We start from the raw sequence: 13,138 nt of genomic DNA on the forward strand, positions 1-13,138 counted from the left end.
CTATTCATCCTCTCCTTTGAAAATAGAACTCAATGCAATGGAAATTCCGCTCTTGGGCGCGCCTGCACCGGTGCGCTGTTTACAGGTTGTAAAATTCGTGGACGGCATTTGTCTCAACGCGGCAATGGCCACCCCGGCCCCCGCCCATTTGGTCCCCTCAAAAAGGGGGTTGGTCGCCGCGCTCTTGGCCGGGAAAAACAGGCTCGCGTCATCTATGGACCATTTGCCCTTTGGCATGACGATCGACATGCCCACGATATTCAGCCGCTTGCGGACCAGTCTTATTTGGTCGTCCATGCCTTCATTATCGACGCGCAGCGTGTCGGCGCGCCATTCGCCCAGCAACGCAGATATGGACGGTGTGCCGGTGCGCTGCAGGACCTGCGGCGTGGCAGACAGGAGCTGGTCGAGGCAGTCCGCCCATTCCGATCCCGCCATTTCAAACTCGCGGAGGCTTTCTTGCGACAGCAATTCTGCCCAGTTTTTGCAATCCGCTTCGGTTGGCTCGTCATCATCGATGATGACATGGGCGCACCCGAGAAGCGTCCCGAACGTATCGCCGCCCCGGCCATCATGGCCGCCATATCGCTGCAGGGCTTCCTTGTACGCCCTGATTGCCCGGCGGACGCGCGGAAAATCGCAAACCATTCGGCTGAAAATGTCCGCACCAATCCCATTGACGAAACGCTCATCCTCCCAATCGCCTAATGGCTGCGGATTGTCCTTTTCATTCAGCGCACCCAATTCCAGAATAGCCATGCGGCTGACGTCGGCCGGGTTCAGCGGCGGGGGCAGGATGGATGCAAAAATGAACGATGAACGGACCTTGAACAGGACCGCGCCACCATTCGGATCAGCCCGGACGGTATTGCCCTCGCTGGACGCCTCGCGCGCCATGTCGATGATATCCTTGGCCCGGCGATTGTCCGTTGTCGCCTCAAATTCATCCAGGATTACGCCCGCACTGTCATTGTTCAGATAGCGTTTCAGGCCGGGGGCGGTCCCATTATCCACTTTCAGGCCCAGCCCGCCCATGATCCATTTCACGATCCACAGGAGCGAAGATTTGCCCGTGCCGCGCCCGCCGGTAATATAGATCATCGATCGCCAGTCGAGCGCGCCGGACAGAAAGGCCATGCCGATCCAGCCCAGAAGCAAATAGGGGTCGATCTCGGGGCGCTTCCAATTCCAGGACTTCAATTGCGCGTAGAGCAACTGGCCGGGGCCATCGTCACCGCCCGCTGGACTGTTCGCAGACGGCGGATTGATCGAAGGACGCTTGGGGTAGAGATAGCCGCCGATCTCCGTCGGGCGCTGGAACAGGCCGCCCGGCATGATCAGCTTGTCGCCCAGATGCACGATCAGCTCATTGTCATCGGTCCGCCAGCATCCGCGACCGCGCACTTTTTCAACCGTGTCCCATGCGCCGAAGGCTTCCATTTTCAGGGTGCAGGCGCATTTCAGGGCTTCGATGACCTCATTGCCTTCCCACTTTTTCTTGGTGTCATAGACGCGACCATTGTCCGTGGTCCTGAAATAGGGCCAGGCCCAGGCGGCATAATTTGCATAGGGCAGAAAAATATCCTGGATCAGCGCCGTTTCCTTGACGCTGCCAGAGATGACCGTGATTCCGCCTGACGCATTGAAAATATAATAATTGTCCCCATACCGCCCAAGCGGCACGACGGGACAATGGGGCGGCATACCCCATTCATCCGGCTCCCAACTGCCCGGCTCCATGCCCTTGAAGTTTTTGCCGATTTCAATGGCGTTCAGGGCACGGCGTAAATTGACGGCCTCGGTTGGCGTCATCCCGGCCTGCACACGGCGCTTGGCCTCGTTAAAATCGATCGGATCGTCAGCCATTCACCTTGTCCTGCAATAATTCGTTGACGTCTTTTTGCGCAAGCGGGCGCGTGACAGACACCGTCTTGGCCCCGGCGCGGTCGGCAAGGGTGTCCAGCGCCCGTTCAAGGTCGGCGCGCGACGTGCTATCCTGGGGGTCATTGTCGGCCACCACCAGATAATGGTCGCAGCACGCGAATAGGGGCGCATTGGCCAGATTGCTGATGGACCCCGCCGCCGTCACGCGGTCGTCGCGGTTGAACATGGCCCAGCTCAGCGCATCCTCTATCCCTTCGGTGATCACCTGCCGCCCTTCGCGGTGCCCGGCGGCATAGGCTTTCTCTGGGGAATAAGAGCTGTCGCCCTTGGCTAGCCGGATGGACGTGCCCTGAACATCCCCCCACATCATTTTCGCCTTGGGCAAGGTCGCCTTGCGCGGCTCATGGGGATGCAGGAATGTGCGGTGTACCGCCCGAATGCGCCCGTCGGGCCCGGACATGGCGGTCAGCAGACCAGGATAAAACTGACCGTCTGGGGCTTTCAGGGCGGGCGAAAAGCGCACCGCCTCCGGTGGACGCCGCAGCCAGTCCAGGCGGATGCCCCGCCCGCGCAGATAATCTTCTCCATGGGTGCCGGGGAGCGGCTGGCCCCGATTCAACCACCAGCCATAGGCTTTGCGCGCCTTCACCTCGCGGTCATCGGTCTGCGCCGGGGCAGGGGCGGGGCGCGCCGCAGCGGCCTTGCGGTATTGGGCAGCGCGCTCGGGGTCGCTCAACCCCAGCCACTGACGGGCCCAGGCAAAGGCTTCCTTTGCCCCGTCCGGCGGATAACAGCCAAATTCGGCGAAGGCGATCAGGTTGATCAGGTCGCCCTTGGCCGCCCGATCCCCAAAATCGACCCAGCGCCCCGCCGTTGCGCCCGCCACATCAATACAGATGGAACTGTCGCGATCCCCGCGCGCCAGCTTCGTGCCGGACGTGGTCGGGGGCCAGTAATGCACGCCGTCTCGACGCCCGCCGGGATACAGACGCTCGGCCAGCTCACCGGCGCGCTGTCGCAATCCCTCGCGGATCTCCGTGGTGTCCTGGCGCCGCTCCATCATCGCGCGCCCGTGACCGCATCGCTCAGCGTGTCCAGCATGGCCTCGACCTGGCGGTCAAAGTCATCGTCCCGCTCCATCGCTTCTTCGATGCCTTTGATATCCCGGTTGATCGATCGATAATGGCGCGGCGGCAGGACCCCAAGCTGGGCCTGCGTCTTCCCGCTGACCCCGAACGCCCATTTCGCCAGCGCGCACCCCAGCGCCTGGGTCTCTCGCGCCTGCAGGGTCTTGCCTGCCAGCACGGCGGAGAAACTGGCCCGCTTCTGACTGGCCGCAAAGAGCAGGGCGGCGACCAGCTGCGCCCGCTGCATGTCACGCCTGACGCGATGAATGGCGATGGCCAGGGATGGAATGGGGTCCAGGTCGTCATCCCCATGGGGCCGACGGGACGACACAGACGCCATCTGGATCAGTGCGGGACCGGCCTTAACCATAAATATCCACCCGCGTGTCGTTGGACGCCGCCATGGGCTGCGGCGCTTTCATGGTGCCGGGGTCTCGGATAAGGGCCGCGCCAATGGCCGCCGCCACCTGTTGCTGGTACGGGCCGCGCAGCCGGTCCGGCTCTGTCTTGCGAATGTCCTGCGCCAGGGACTGGGCGCATTCCGTCATGGCGGGCCAGCTCCGGCCTTTGCCGTTGATCATGACCACGGCGCTCGCCGCACCGACCGCCACCCGGGTCTGGGCCGTGTCCCGTTGGGAAAATTCAAGAAGGGCCTGGGCCAGCTTGGCGACGGGACAGGTCATGCGGCACGCCCCGCGCCGATCGATCTCGCTCGGGCCACGCGAACACTGTTTTCGTGTTCGATCCTTGACAGCGCGTCGATCAGCTTGTCGGCCGTCTCCTGGTCCAGCGTCAGAAAACCCGCTTTTATCTTGCTATATTTATGCTCAGCCAGCCCGGCGCGCGCACAAAGAGCCCGGTTTGTCACGCCAACACGGGACCGGGCCGCCTCGATCTCATCAAGAATTGCCATAAACTTTCCCAAAAGTTGCAAAAAAATTGCGTTGAGTTAAAACGCAAGTGATTTGCAATTCTGTTCAAGGGGGAATGTGGTGCTGAACGCAGAATTTTTTTCGCCCACAACTCCCATCATGGATTCACTGCGCGACAAACAGATGAGCCTCGTGACCGAGGCCATGCGGGCAACCCAACTCAAGCCCACGCCATTGGCGGAACGGGCTGGCATAAAGGCCAGCACGCTGACAAAATTCCTGCACGGCCAGACCGAAACACTGCGCCAGACAACCGTGAACAAGATCGCCAATTTCGCCAAGCTCGAAACGGTCAAGCCCGTCGGCGCGGACGAGCCAGAAGCCTCTCTATACGCGGGCGACCTGGGCTTTCTTCGTGAGGATGTAGAGGCGGGCACACAGTTTAAGATGCGCGTGAAGACCCGGGCGCTCAATCTTCTGGGGATAGAGCCGGACGATATTCTTGTCTTTGACAGGGCTCGCCGCGCTCGTAACGGCGATGTGGTTTGCGCGCAAAAATTCAGCCACGAATACGGATCAACCGAAACTTTGGTGCGCGTGCTGCGCGGAAACTTTCTTGTGACGCACACGACGGAAATGACCGATGATGTGCCGCTTTTTATTGATGACACCGGACTGAAAATCATGGGCACGCTCGCCCGACAGATCCGCGACCGGTCATTTTGAGCGCCGAGATGGAGGATGTGAACTTGCAGAATAATTGCCGAAAAATTGCAAAATGCTTTCGCAATTATTGCCTTTTTCTTTTCTCGCTGCCAAATAGCAATCCATGCACGGCTTTGCGGACATGGATGACGACGTGATTATCACCTCTCAGGAAGTGGCAGAGCGCTGCGCCTATGCCTCATGGGCCACCCTGAAACGCGCCATGGCCCAGCGCGGCTATGAGATGCCGCGCCCGATCCGCCGCGGGCATTTTCGCGGGGCGACCCTCAAATCATGGTTTCGCGCCATGCCGACCATGGGCGAAACGCCGCCCGGCAAACCGGCACCCCAATATGAACCGGCACGGGAGCGCATCTATGCCCGCCTGGTCTCGGGGGCGGCATGAGCAAGCGCACAAAGACCGATCGGGGCAATCATCTGCATTGGCGCATCGTGGGGCAGGGGGACCGGGCCCAGACCATAGGGCGCTGGATACCGTCGCCCGGCCTGCGGGACAAAGGCTTCAAATCCATCGACCTCTGGGGCCCACCGGGCCCCGCTTTGTTGCTGGCGGACTGGCAGGCGCGGGGCTTTGCCGTGCCGCCGGACACAACAGTCTGCCACAAGGGGCTGGCGCGCACGGCGCAGGCGCTTCCCATCGCAGCGGCGCGGCGTGTCGCCACAGAACTCACGGCCCTCGCCAAGACCCCGGCCCAGGCCGTGGTCACGGTCGCCCATCGGCCACCAGCTCGACCCCGCCGCCGCGATATCAATGCCCTCCTGGACGAATTTCTGGCCAATCGGGCAAAGGGCAAGGCATCCAAGGGGCCGGTTTCCAACAAGACGCTGCAGGACTATAACACCCATCTCAACGCGGTGCGATCGGCCTGCGGGGATGAGCTGCCCTTGGCGATCACCAAACAGCTGCTCGAGATGATGTATGAGCACTGGTTTGCTGCGCGCGGCCAGACAGCGGCTTACAAATCCGTCTGCACGTTCAAATCGGCATTGGCCTGGGCCTATGAGCGGGAAGGCTGGGAAGGGCGCGTGCCGCCCCCTGACGCGCTGTCCAAGATCGATATTTCCAAGCCCGCCGGTCGCATCCGCATCGCACTGCCGGCCGAAATTGACGCCCTGATGTGGGCCATGGAAGATCCGGGCGGTCTCTATGATCATTTGGGTACGCCTACCGGTGAGCGAATCCTGACCCCCAAATTTTCCATGGGCGACGCGCTCACGCTGATGCTGTGGACATGCGCCCGGGTCAATGACGCCCTGTCGCTGACCGACCAGGCCATCAACGCCAATGACGGCTTCATCCGCTACACCCAAGCCAAGACCAAAAAGCGGATCGTCATTCCGATCCTAGGCCCGCTGACCGACCGCATCCCGGTCATGCAGCGCGCACGCCGCGCGCGGCAAGGTGATCGCCACGATGAGCTGGTGATCAATGAGCATGATGGCCGACCCTATTGGCGGATCGAAGGCAAGGACCAGGTGCGCAAACACAAGCCCTTTAACGAGGAATGGAACGCGCGCCGGGCGCTGGCTGGGCAGCTCGTGCCGTCGCTGATCGGTGAAGGGATCGACCCACTGGGCGATCCATGGACGGCGTTCAACGCGCAGGACTGCCGCGATACCGCCGTGACGCGCCTTTTTGCGGCAGGGTGCAGCGTGCCCGAGGTCGCCAGCTGGCATGGCTCGAATGACTTGTCGCTCCTGGTCGCCCATTATCTCAAGATCATGCCCACCGACGCGGTCGAGGCAGGCGAAAAATTGTCCACATTGGCAGAGCGCGAAGGCTGGAAAGTTTAGGCCATTTGCCATGAACATCTGCGGAACATTCAGAAGGGCCGAAAGGCCCTTTTTTCGCGCCTGGCGCTTCAAAATTGGCCAGCAAAAAACAGGAATTTCCGCCGAAGTCTCACGTGAGACTTTTTAAAGTCTCACAAAAAGTCTCATGTTCACTTTTGTTCTGGATGCAAAAAATGCGCCACGACGGGCGCATCTTGTTTATTTTGCTGGGGAATTTACTGGCGGACAGGAAGGGATTCGAACCCTCGAGACGGTTCAACCCGCCTACTCCCTTAGCAGGGGAGCGCCTTCGACCACTCGGCCACCTGTCCATCGCCCAGAAACCAGCGTTTTGGCGGATTGGCAAGCCCTTGTGGTCGGCTTGTGAAAAATAGTTGGCGCAGGCTGTGCGCGCCGCTCACATTGCAGCGGCTGTCAGATATGGCAGTGGTTTCAATTTATTGATCCCCTTTAACGTCGGTGTTTCAAATCGGATAATGCCCCAAAGAGTCTTGGCCCCCGTCCCTAGAGACGATAGAAACGGTCAACGGTGCAGTCAGGCACAATCGAAGACGCGAACAGGATAGCGGATGCCGGATAGGGCAAGCGAGGATCAGCGGCTGGCCGCTTTGCGGCGCACGGGGCTTCTCGATACTCCACATGAGGAAACATTTGATCGGTACACGCGGGTGGCTGCCGCACTCTGCGATGCACCTGTGGCACTGATTTCTCTGGTCGATGAGTGTCGACAGTGGTTCAAGGCCGCCGTCGGCACAGACGTGGCCGAAACGCCGCGCGACATCGCTTTTTGCGACTACGCCATTCGCGGCAGCGCCCTGATGGAGGTGCCCGACGCCACGCAGGATGCTCGGTTCGAGAACAATCCGCTTGTGACCAGCGATCCGCATGTCCGCTTTTATGCCGGCGCGCCAATCGAACTGAGCACGGGCGAGCGGCTGGGCACTTTATGTGTGCTCGATCACGTGCCGCGCACTCTTACGGAAAAACAGAAAAGCGCGCTGACCGATCTTGGTGGCATTCTGGTGCGCGAGATTGAAGGCAACCGGCTCGCCGTGCAGGCGACCGAAGAACTGCAAAACCTCACCCGCAACAAGGAAGCCGCCGATGAGCGGGCGTCTTCAGCGCGGCTGGTCGCGCGGGAACTCAACCATCGGCTGGGTAATCTGTTCGCGCAGGTCTCCGCGCTTGTCGCGATGGCGGATCGCGAAACCGAGAACCGGACTGATCTGGTGGAGGTCGTGCGCAACCGGATCATGTCTTTGAAGTCCGTGTCAGATGTTCTGGTCCAGGAAGAGTGGCGGTCGGCCAGTCTGCGGCAAATCGCCGATGTATCCCTGTCACCGATCCTCTCTGAATCAAGCGACCGCAGTGACTTTGTCATTGAGGGCGATGACATTGAGATCAATGAAAAAGCGGCCCTTCACCTGGCCCTGGTGTTTGGAGAACTAGCGGCGAATGCCCTGCGGCACGGCGCGTTGGGCGAGGCGCGCGGCAAGGTTCTGCTGCGATGGCGGGTGGAGGGTGAGAAATTTATCCTCGACTGGATCGAGACTGGGGTCACGGGTACGATGAATCCGTCGCGGCGTGGTTTCGGCTCCATACTGCTCACGCGCGTTGCACCGGCGAGCCTGATGGGCTTTGCCACAAGAGAGTTTACCGAACAGGGTCTCGTTTACCATTTGGAAGCGGATTTCGCACAGCTTCTGCCTGATCCTGACTGATGGTGAGGCGCATCCATTACCCATCAATAATGGTGGACAAATGAAACGGCGTTGAAACCTTAATCGTGCTAACCAACATAGGACAGGCTGTGGTGCTGGACACCTGACAGCATCCCACCTCGGTCGCTCGTGCTTCATGTGGAAGGCGAGCTGGCCGAAACTGCCTGTTCAAGGAGTTGATATGTCGGAAGACACCAGAGCATTTCCTGTCCTGCCCCTGCGGGACATCGTTGTATTTCCTCACATGGTCGTGCCGTTGTTTGTTGGGCGCGATAAATCGGTGCGGGCCCTCGAAGCCGTCATGCAGGCCGATCGCGAGATCCTTCTCGTTGCCCAGAAAGAAGCCGGCGATGATGATCCCGGCGAAGACGATATCTACACCATCGGCGTTATCGCCAAGGTACTCCAGCTGCTGAAGCTGCCTGACGGCACCGTGAAGGTGCTTGTCGAAGGCGGTGACCGCGCTGAGATCACGAATTATGTCGAGAACGACTCATTCTTCGAAGCCGAAGCCGTCACGCTGGAAGAGACCATCGGCGACGAGGCTGAGGTCGAAGCCCTTGTGCGGTCGGTCAATGCGCAGTTTGAAGCCTATGTGAAGCTGAACAAGCGCGTCAGCCCTGAAGTCATCGTCTCCATCGGTCAGATCGATGAGCCATCAAAGCTCGCCGATACCGTGGCGTCACACCTGAACCTCAAGATTGCAGAGAAGCAGGACCTGCTGGAGATTTCGCACGTCGCCGCCCGTCTCGAAGCCGTTTACGGTTTCATGGAAGGTGAGATGTCGGTGTTGCAGGTCGAGAAAAAGATCCGTGGGCGCGTGAAGCGTCAGATGGAGAAGACCCAGCGCGAATATTATCTGAATGAGCAGATGAAGGCCATTCAGAAGGAACTTGGCGAGGCCGAAGACGGCCGCGATGAGGTGACTGAACTCGAAGAGAAGATCGAGAAAGCCAAGCTGCCCAAGGAAGCCAAGACCAAGGCAATGGCGGAGCTGAAGAAGCTGCGCCAGATGTCGCCGATGTCAGCGGAATCGACCGTCGTTCGGAATTATCTGGACTGGATCACATCCATTCCCTGGTCGACGCGGTCGAAGCTGAAAATCGATCTCGACAAGGCGCAGGCCAAGCTCGACGAAGATCACTATGGCCTCGACAAGGTCAAGGAACGGATCATTGAGTATCTGGCGGTCCAGAAACGGACCAACAAACTCAAAGGCCCAATCCTGTGTCTCGTTGGCCCTCCAGGTGTCGGTAAGACATCCCTCGGCAAGTCGGTCGCAGAAGCGGTCGGTCGTGAATTCGTGCGCGTCAGCCTTGGCGGTGTACGGGACGAGGCGGAGATTCGCGGTCACCGCCGGACCTATATCGGGTCTATGCCCGGCAAGATCATCCAGTCGATGAAGAAGGTGAAGAAGACCAACCCGCTCTTCCTGCTCGATGAAATCGACAAGATGGGCCAGGACTTCCGCGGTGATCCGTCGGCGGCGCTTCTCGAGGTGCTGGATCCGGCACAGAACGATACGTTCACGGATCACTATCTTGAGGTGGAGTACGATCTGTCTGACGTGATGTTTATCACCACGGCCAACTCGCTCAACATGCCTCAGCCTCTGCTTGACCGGATGGAGATCATCCGAATCCCAGGCTATACTGAGGATGAAAAGGTCGAGATCGCCCGTCGCCACCTGATCGAGCGGCAGTTCGAAAATCACGGCCTGAAAAAAGGTGAGTTCGAGGTGACCGATGACGGTCTCCTGGCGCTCATCCGCACGTATACCCGTGAAGCGGGCGTTCGTAGCCTTGAGCGTGAGCTCGCCAATCTGGCACGTAAAGCTGTGCGCAAGCTCGAGCAGGATGAGACGCTTGAGAAAGTGACGGTTTCCGCTGAGAATCTCAGCGATTTCGCGGGCGTGCCGAAATATCGGTTCGGCGAAATCGAAGGCGACGATATTATCGGTGTGGTGACAGGTCTTGCCTGGACCGAATCCGGTGGTGACATTCTCAAGATCGAGGCGGTCACCATGCCGGGCAAGGGGCGTATGACCCCAACCGGTAACCTGCGCGATGTGATGAAGGAAAGTGTCTCTGCGGCGGCGTCCTATGTCCGCAGTCGGGCCATTGAATTCGGCATCAAGCCGACGGTCTTTGACAAGAAGGACATCCACATCCACGTGCCGGAAGGCGCCACGCCAAAGGATGGTCCGTCAGCGGGTGTGGCGATGGCGGTTGCTATCGTCTCTACCCTGACCGGTACGCCGATCCGCAAGGATATCGCCATGACGGGTGAGATTTCCCTGCGCGGCCGCGTTCTGGCCATCGGTGGACTGAAAGAAAAGCTGCTCGCTGCATTGCGGGCAGGGGTGACGACCGTTCTCATCCCTCAGGAAAACGCGAAGGATCTCGCTGACATTCCTGAGAATGTGAAAGAGGCGCTGACGATCATCCCTGTGGAGCATGTTGACGATGTGCTGAAGCACGCGTTGACTGGTCCCCTGACACCCATTGAATGGGACGAGGAGGCCGAGGAGCTTGCTGCCAAGGCGCGGGCCGAACAGGCATCCAAGGACGATCCGTCGGCGTTGATCACCCACTGATCAACGATCGATAACGAATAGCGAAGGGCCGGTGCCGAAAGGGACCGGCCCTTTTTTTATCCGACACCATAAAGGCGAAAAATGAATGTCAGTGACAACCAGGAACTGTATTTGCTGTCATTAACTATAGATAGTGCACTGCAATACTTTTCAGTTGGCATGATTTATGATGGGTAAGTCTCGAGATCCTAGGGGAATTATCCATGCGTACAGTATTGAACACGATCGCTGCGGTGGGGCTGATGGCCGGTCTGACAGCGCCCGCAATGGCGGCGCCGCTCGACGCCGAGCTGATGCTTAAAGAATACAACCTGATTGTGTTTGGCGACATTACATCGGCTGGCACCGCGCACGTTGAGGGCCGCACCTTTATCGGCGGCAATCTTGACGCCAATCAGTTTCAGGCTGGCCTGAAGGTCAGTAACGTGTTTCCGACCAACGCGAATGACAGTCAGTTTGACGCAGCGCTTGTCGTGGGCGGTGATATCAATGGCTCAGGCGCCAAGTGGTTTGCTGGCAACGCCATCATCGGCGGTACCATCAACAGTTCACTGGAATCGCAAGGGTCCGCCACCGGGCCTGCTCAGACGGGTGTCGCGATCGACGTTGCCGCCGTGCAGAGCGCGTTCGAGCAGATGTCTTTGGACCTCTCAACCCTTGATGCCACGGGCTCGCTTGTCGGTGATACCTTCACCTCAACAACCGCCAATATCGACGGCGTTCACGTCATCAATGTTGACGCAGCGGACTTCGCGGCGATTTCTGACCTGAAATTCAATGTTGGCGGCGCGACGACCATCATCAATGTTGGCGGAACGTCTTTTGAAACGCCCAGCAGCTTCAACTTCAACAACGCCTATCAGAACGTCATCTTCAACTTCTTCGAAGCTGAAATGGTGAGCATCACCAAGACCTGGGGCGCGTCGATCCTCGCGCCATTGGCGCAGGTGATCGTTGGTCCTGGCGGCAGTCTGAAGGGGACCGTTGTTGCCAATTCTGTTGTTCAGTCGATGGAAGTGCACGCTTTCAGCTTTGATGGCACGCTGCCACCTGACGCTGTGCCGTTGCCAGCCGGCTTTGTCCTGATGGCGACGGGCCTGGCCGGGTTGGCTGGCGTCCGGTCCAAGCGCAAGCGCGCCTGATCTGACAACGATCTAAGAGAAAGCCCGGTCGTTTGACCGGGCTTTTTTGTGTCGAACTGGATCAGCGGCGGGTCGCGATGCGCCCGGGCTGCTCCATCAGCAGGCGTCGCGCCAGATATTCAGGGTTCGCGTCGACCAGCCCATCGGCGATGAACGGCGCTTCTGACAGATGCGCGACGGCGATACCCGCTTCAAAACAGGCGCTCAGTCCCGCGCCAATGCGCCGGGATGTGTCAAATTTGGTAATGATGCACCGGCGCACGCCAATCCGGGCGAAGGCTTTTACCCAGTCCACATGCTCGGTCACATCGCCGGACGCCGGGATTACGAGCACGGGCTCTGCACCCAACACCTCACGGAAAGCGCGCATGGCCGCGATGTCGGCGGTCGCAAACGGGCTGACCCCTGGCGTGTCCAGCAGGATCTGCTCGCGCGGCCGTTCCTCGCGCATGATGTCAGCCACGTGCTGGGGGTCTTCGACCGCCCAGTACCGGATATCGAGCGCTTTTGCGTAGGTGGTCATCTGCTCGATCGCGCCAGCGCGGCCGATATCCGCGCTCATGAAGGCCATCCGTCCACCGAGCGTCGCGGCGCGGGCCGCCAGCTTGGCAGAGCTCGAGGTTTTGCCGGCGCCGGTCTGGCCGACCAGCATGATGGGGGAATCCGGCGAATAAGCGATCGGCGCAAATCTCAGCGTCCGCTCAAGGGCAAAGGCCAGGCGCTCGGTCTCGCTGCGAGACCCTGCATGGTGGGCCTCTTCGACCAGTGCGGCGATCATCGGTTCTGAAATGGCCTGGCGTGAGAGCAGGGCATGATAGTGTTCGTAAAGCGGGTCGCCGCGGCCGCCGCCATTGCGGTCGAGCTGGCGGGAGAAGTCCCCGCGGACAGAGTTCATCGCGTTGCGACCGGCGCCGTGCTCCACCTGATCAGAAAACTCCCGGCCATCCATCGTGTTATCGGGATTGCCGCCCAGGGTCGGTGCGGCGGATCTTGAATTGCGGCCGGACGGCGGGCTTCCGGTGCCTTCGCCGCGGAACAGGGGCTTGCCCTTTTTGATCGCACGCATCTCGACAGAGCCATCGGGGTGGCGCCGTGTCGAGAGGATGACCGCGTCATCTCCCAGCGCCTGACGCATGGCGCGTTTGGCTTCGTCGACGGACTTCGCTGTAAAGGTTTGATAACTCATCTAGGATTGGTTGATCTCGCGTTTGCAAAGCACACTAGCGGGAACGGTTCCCTATCACTAGACCCCTTGGCCCGATGTGGGGCTAAGCTC

At 59.8% G+C, this 13,138-nt stretch carries 12 protein-coding genes and 1 tRNA gene; 6 read left to right on the plus strand and 7 right to left on the minus strand.

The window, feature by feature from the left end; genetic code table 11:
- Genes RUI03_RS04785 through RUI03_RS04805 form a run of 5 tightly spaced genes read right to left on the minus strand, consistent with a single transcriptional unit; the run spans position 1 to position 3,924 of the window.
- A complete protein-coding gene (locus RUI03_RS04785) occupies positions 1 to 1,866 on the minus strand; it encodes a hypothetical protein (protein ID WP_317289148.1) in 1,866 nt (621 codons plus the stop codon).
- The gene (locus RUI03_RS04790) at positions 1,859 to 2,947 is read right to left on the minus strand and encodes a toprim domain-containing protein (RefSeq protein WP_317289149.1); all 1,089 of its coding nucleotides are present in this window, start codon (positions 2,945 to 2,947) and stop codon (positions 1,859 to 1,861) included. The genes RUI03_RS04785 and RUI03_RS04790 overlap by 8 nt, the downstream gene beginning before the upstream one ends.
- Positions 2,944 to 3,381 (minus strand): hypothetical protein, encoded by a 438-nt coding sequence (locus tag RUI03_RS04795; RefSeq protein ID WP_317289150.1) that lies wholly within the window; start codon positions 3,379 to 3,381, stop codon positions 2,944 to 2,946. The genes RUI03_RS04790 and RUI03_RS04795 overlap by 4 nt, the downstream gene beginning before the upstream one ends.
- Entirely contained in the window at positions 3,374 to 3,694 is a 321-nt protein-coding gene (locus tag RUI03_RS04800; RefSeq protein ID WP_317289151.1) for a hypothetical protein, read from the minus strand. Before RUI03_RS04800 ends, RUI03_RS04795 begins: the two co-directional genes overlap by 8 nt.
- Positions 3,691 to 3,924 (minus strand): hypothetical protein, encoded by a 234-nt coding sequence (locus RUI03_RS04805; RefSeq protein WP_317289152.1) that lies wholly within the window; start codon positions 3,922 to 3,924, stop codon positions 3,691 to 3,693. Before RUI03_RS04805 ends, RUI03_RS04800 begins: the two co-directional genes overlap by 4 nt.
- A 118-nt stretch (positions 3,925 to 4,042) precedes the next feature.
- Here RUI03_RS04805 and RUI03_RS04810 point away from each other — a divergent pair, with 118 nt between their 5' ends.
- From RUI03_RS04810 to RUI03_RS04820, 3 genes are all read left to right on the plus strand, one after another.
- Entirely contained in the window at positions 4,043 to 4,609 is a 567-nt protein-coding gene (locus tag RUI03_RS04810; protein ID WP_317289153.1) for a helix-turn-helix transcriptional regulator, read from the plus strand.
- Positions 4,610 to 4,712: 103 nt separating this feature from the next.
- A complete protein-coding gene (locus RUI03_RS04815; protein WP_317289154.1) occupies positions 4,713 to 4,994 on the plus strand; it encodes a hypothetical protein in 282 nt (93 codons plus the stop codon).
- A complete protein-coding gene (locus tag RUI03_RS04820; RefSeq protein WP_317289155.1) occupies positions 4,991 to 6,403 on the plus strand; it encodes a hypothetical protein in 1,413 nt (470 codons plus the stop codon). The genes RUI03_RS04815 and RUI03_RS04820 overlap by 4 nt, the downstream gene beginning before the upstream one ends.
- 219 nt (positions 6,404 to 6,622) lie before the next feature.
- Here RUI03_RS04820 and RUI03_RS04825 read toward each other — a convergent pair.
- Positions 6,623 to 6,714: transfer RNA gene (locus RUI03_RS04825), tRNA-Ser, on the minus strand.
- 258 nt (positions 6,715 to 6,972) lie between these two features.
- Between RUI03_RS04825 and RUI03_RS04830 the strand changes: the two genes are divergently transcribed.
- The 3 genes from RUI03_RS04830 to RUI03_RS04840 all read left to right on the plus strand — a co-directional run bounded on the left by RUI03_RS04830 (position 6,973) and on the right by RUI03_RS04840 (position 11,862).
- Positions 6,973 to 8,124: a sensor histidine kinase gene (locus RUI03_RS04830; RefSeq protein ID WP_317289156.1), complete on the plus strand. Its 1,152-nt coding sequence runs from the start codon at positions 6,973 to 6,975 to the stop codon at positions 8,122 to 8,124.
- Positions 8,125 to 8,305: 181 nt separating this feature from the next.
- Positions 8,306 to 10,720 (plus strand): endopeptidase La, encoded by a 2,415-nt coding sequence (gene lon, locus RUI03_RS04835; protein WP_317289157.1) that lies wholly within the window; start codon positions 8,306 to 8,308, stop codon positions 10,718 to 10,720.
- Between the two features lie 203 nt (positions 10,721 to 10,923).
- Positions 10,924 to 11,862, plus strand: coding sequence for a collagen-binding domain-containing protein (locus RUI03_RS04840; RefSeq protein WP_317289158.1), 939 nt, complete (start codon positions 10,924 to 10,926; stop codon positions 11,860 to 11,862).
- 61 nt (positions 11,863 to 11,923) lie between these two features.
- Here RUI03_RS04840 and RUI03_RS04845 read toward each other — a convergent pair whose 3' ends face one another.
- A complete protein-coding gene (locus tag RUI03_RS04845) occupies positions 11,924 to 13,048 on the minus strand; it encodes a hypothetical protein (protein WP_317289159.1) in 1,125 nt (374 codons plus the stop codon).
- Positions 13,049 to 13,138: the final 90 nt, after the last annotated feature.

The sequence above is a fragment of the Parvularcula sp. LCG005 genome, assembly GCF_032930845.1.
Classification (GTDB): Bacteria; Pseudomonadota; Alphaproteobacteria; order Caulobacterales; family Parvularculaceae; genus Parvularcula.

What these genes read in the sequence shown, in the direction of transcription:
- RUI03_RS04830 (WP_317289156.1), top strand. Translation starts at nt 6,973, where the DNA reads ATGCCGGATAGGGCAAGCGAGGATCAGCGGCTGGCCGCTTTGCGGCGC.
- RUI03_RS04820 (WP_317289155.1), top strand. Translation starts at nt 4,991, where the DNA reads ATGAGCAAGCGCACAAAGACCGATCGGGGCAATCATCTGCATTGGCGC.
- RUI03_RS04810 (WP_317289153.1), top strand. Translation starts at nt 4,043, where the DNA reads ATGGATTCACTGCGCGACAAACAGATGAGCCTCGTGACCGAGGCCATG.
- RUI03_RS04800 (WP_317289151.1), bottom strand. Translation starts at nt 3,694, where the DNA reads ATGACCTGTCCCGTCGCCAAGCTGGCCCAGGCCCTTCTTGAATTTTCC.
- RUI03_RS04790 (WP_317289149.1), bottom strand. Translation starts at nt 2,947, where the DNA reads ATGATGGAGCGGCGCCAGGACACCACGGAGATCCGCGAGGGATTGCGA.
- RUI03_RS04785 (WP_317289148.1), bottom strand. Translation starts at nt 1,866, where the DNA reads ATGGCTGACGATCCGATCGATTTTAACGAGGCCAAGCGCCGTGTGCAG.
- RUI03_RS04815 (WP_317289154.1), top strand. Translation starts at nt 4,713, where the DNA reads ATGCACGGCTTTGCGGACATGGATGACGACGTGATTATCACCTCTCAG.
- RUI03_RS04795 (WP_317289150.1), bottom strand. Translation starts at nt 3,381, where the DNA reads ATGGTTAAGGCCGGTCCCGCACTGATCCAGATGGCGTCTGTGTCGTCC.
- lon (WP_317289157.1), top strand. Translation starts at nt 8,306, where the DNA reads ATGTCGGAAGACACCAGAGCATTTCCTGTCCTGCCCCTGCGGGACATC.
- RUI03_RS04805 (WP_317289152.1), bottom strand. Translation starts at nt 3,924, where the DNA reads ATGGCAATTCTTGATGAGATCGAGGCGGCCCGGTCCCGTGTTGGCGTG.
- RUI03_RS04845 (WP_317289159.1), bottom strand. Translation starts at nt 13,048, where the DNA reads ATGAGTTATCAAACCTTTACAGCGAAGTCCGTCGACGAAGCCAAACGC.
- RUI03_RS04840 (WP_317289158.1), top strand. Translation starts at nt 10,924, where the DNA reads ATGCGTACAGTATTGAACACGATCGCTGCGGTGGGGCTGATGGCCGGT.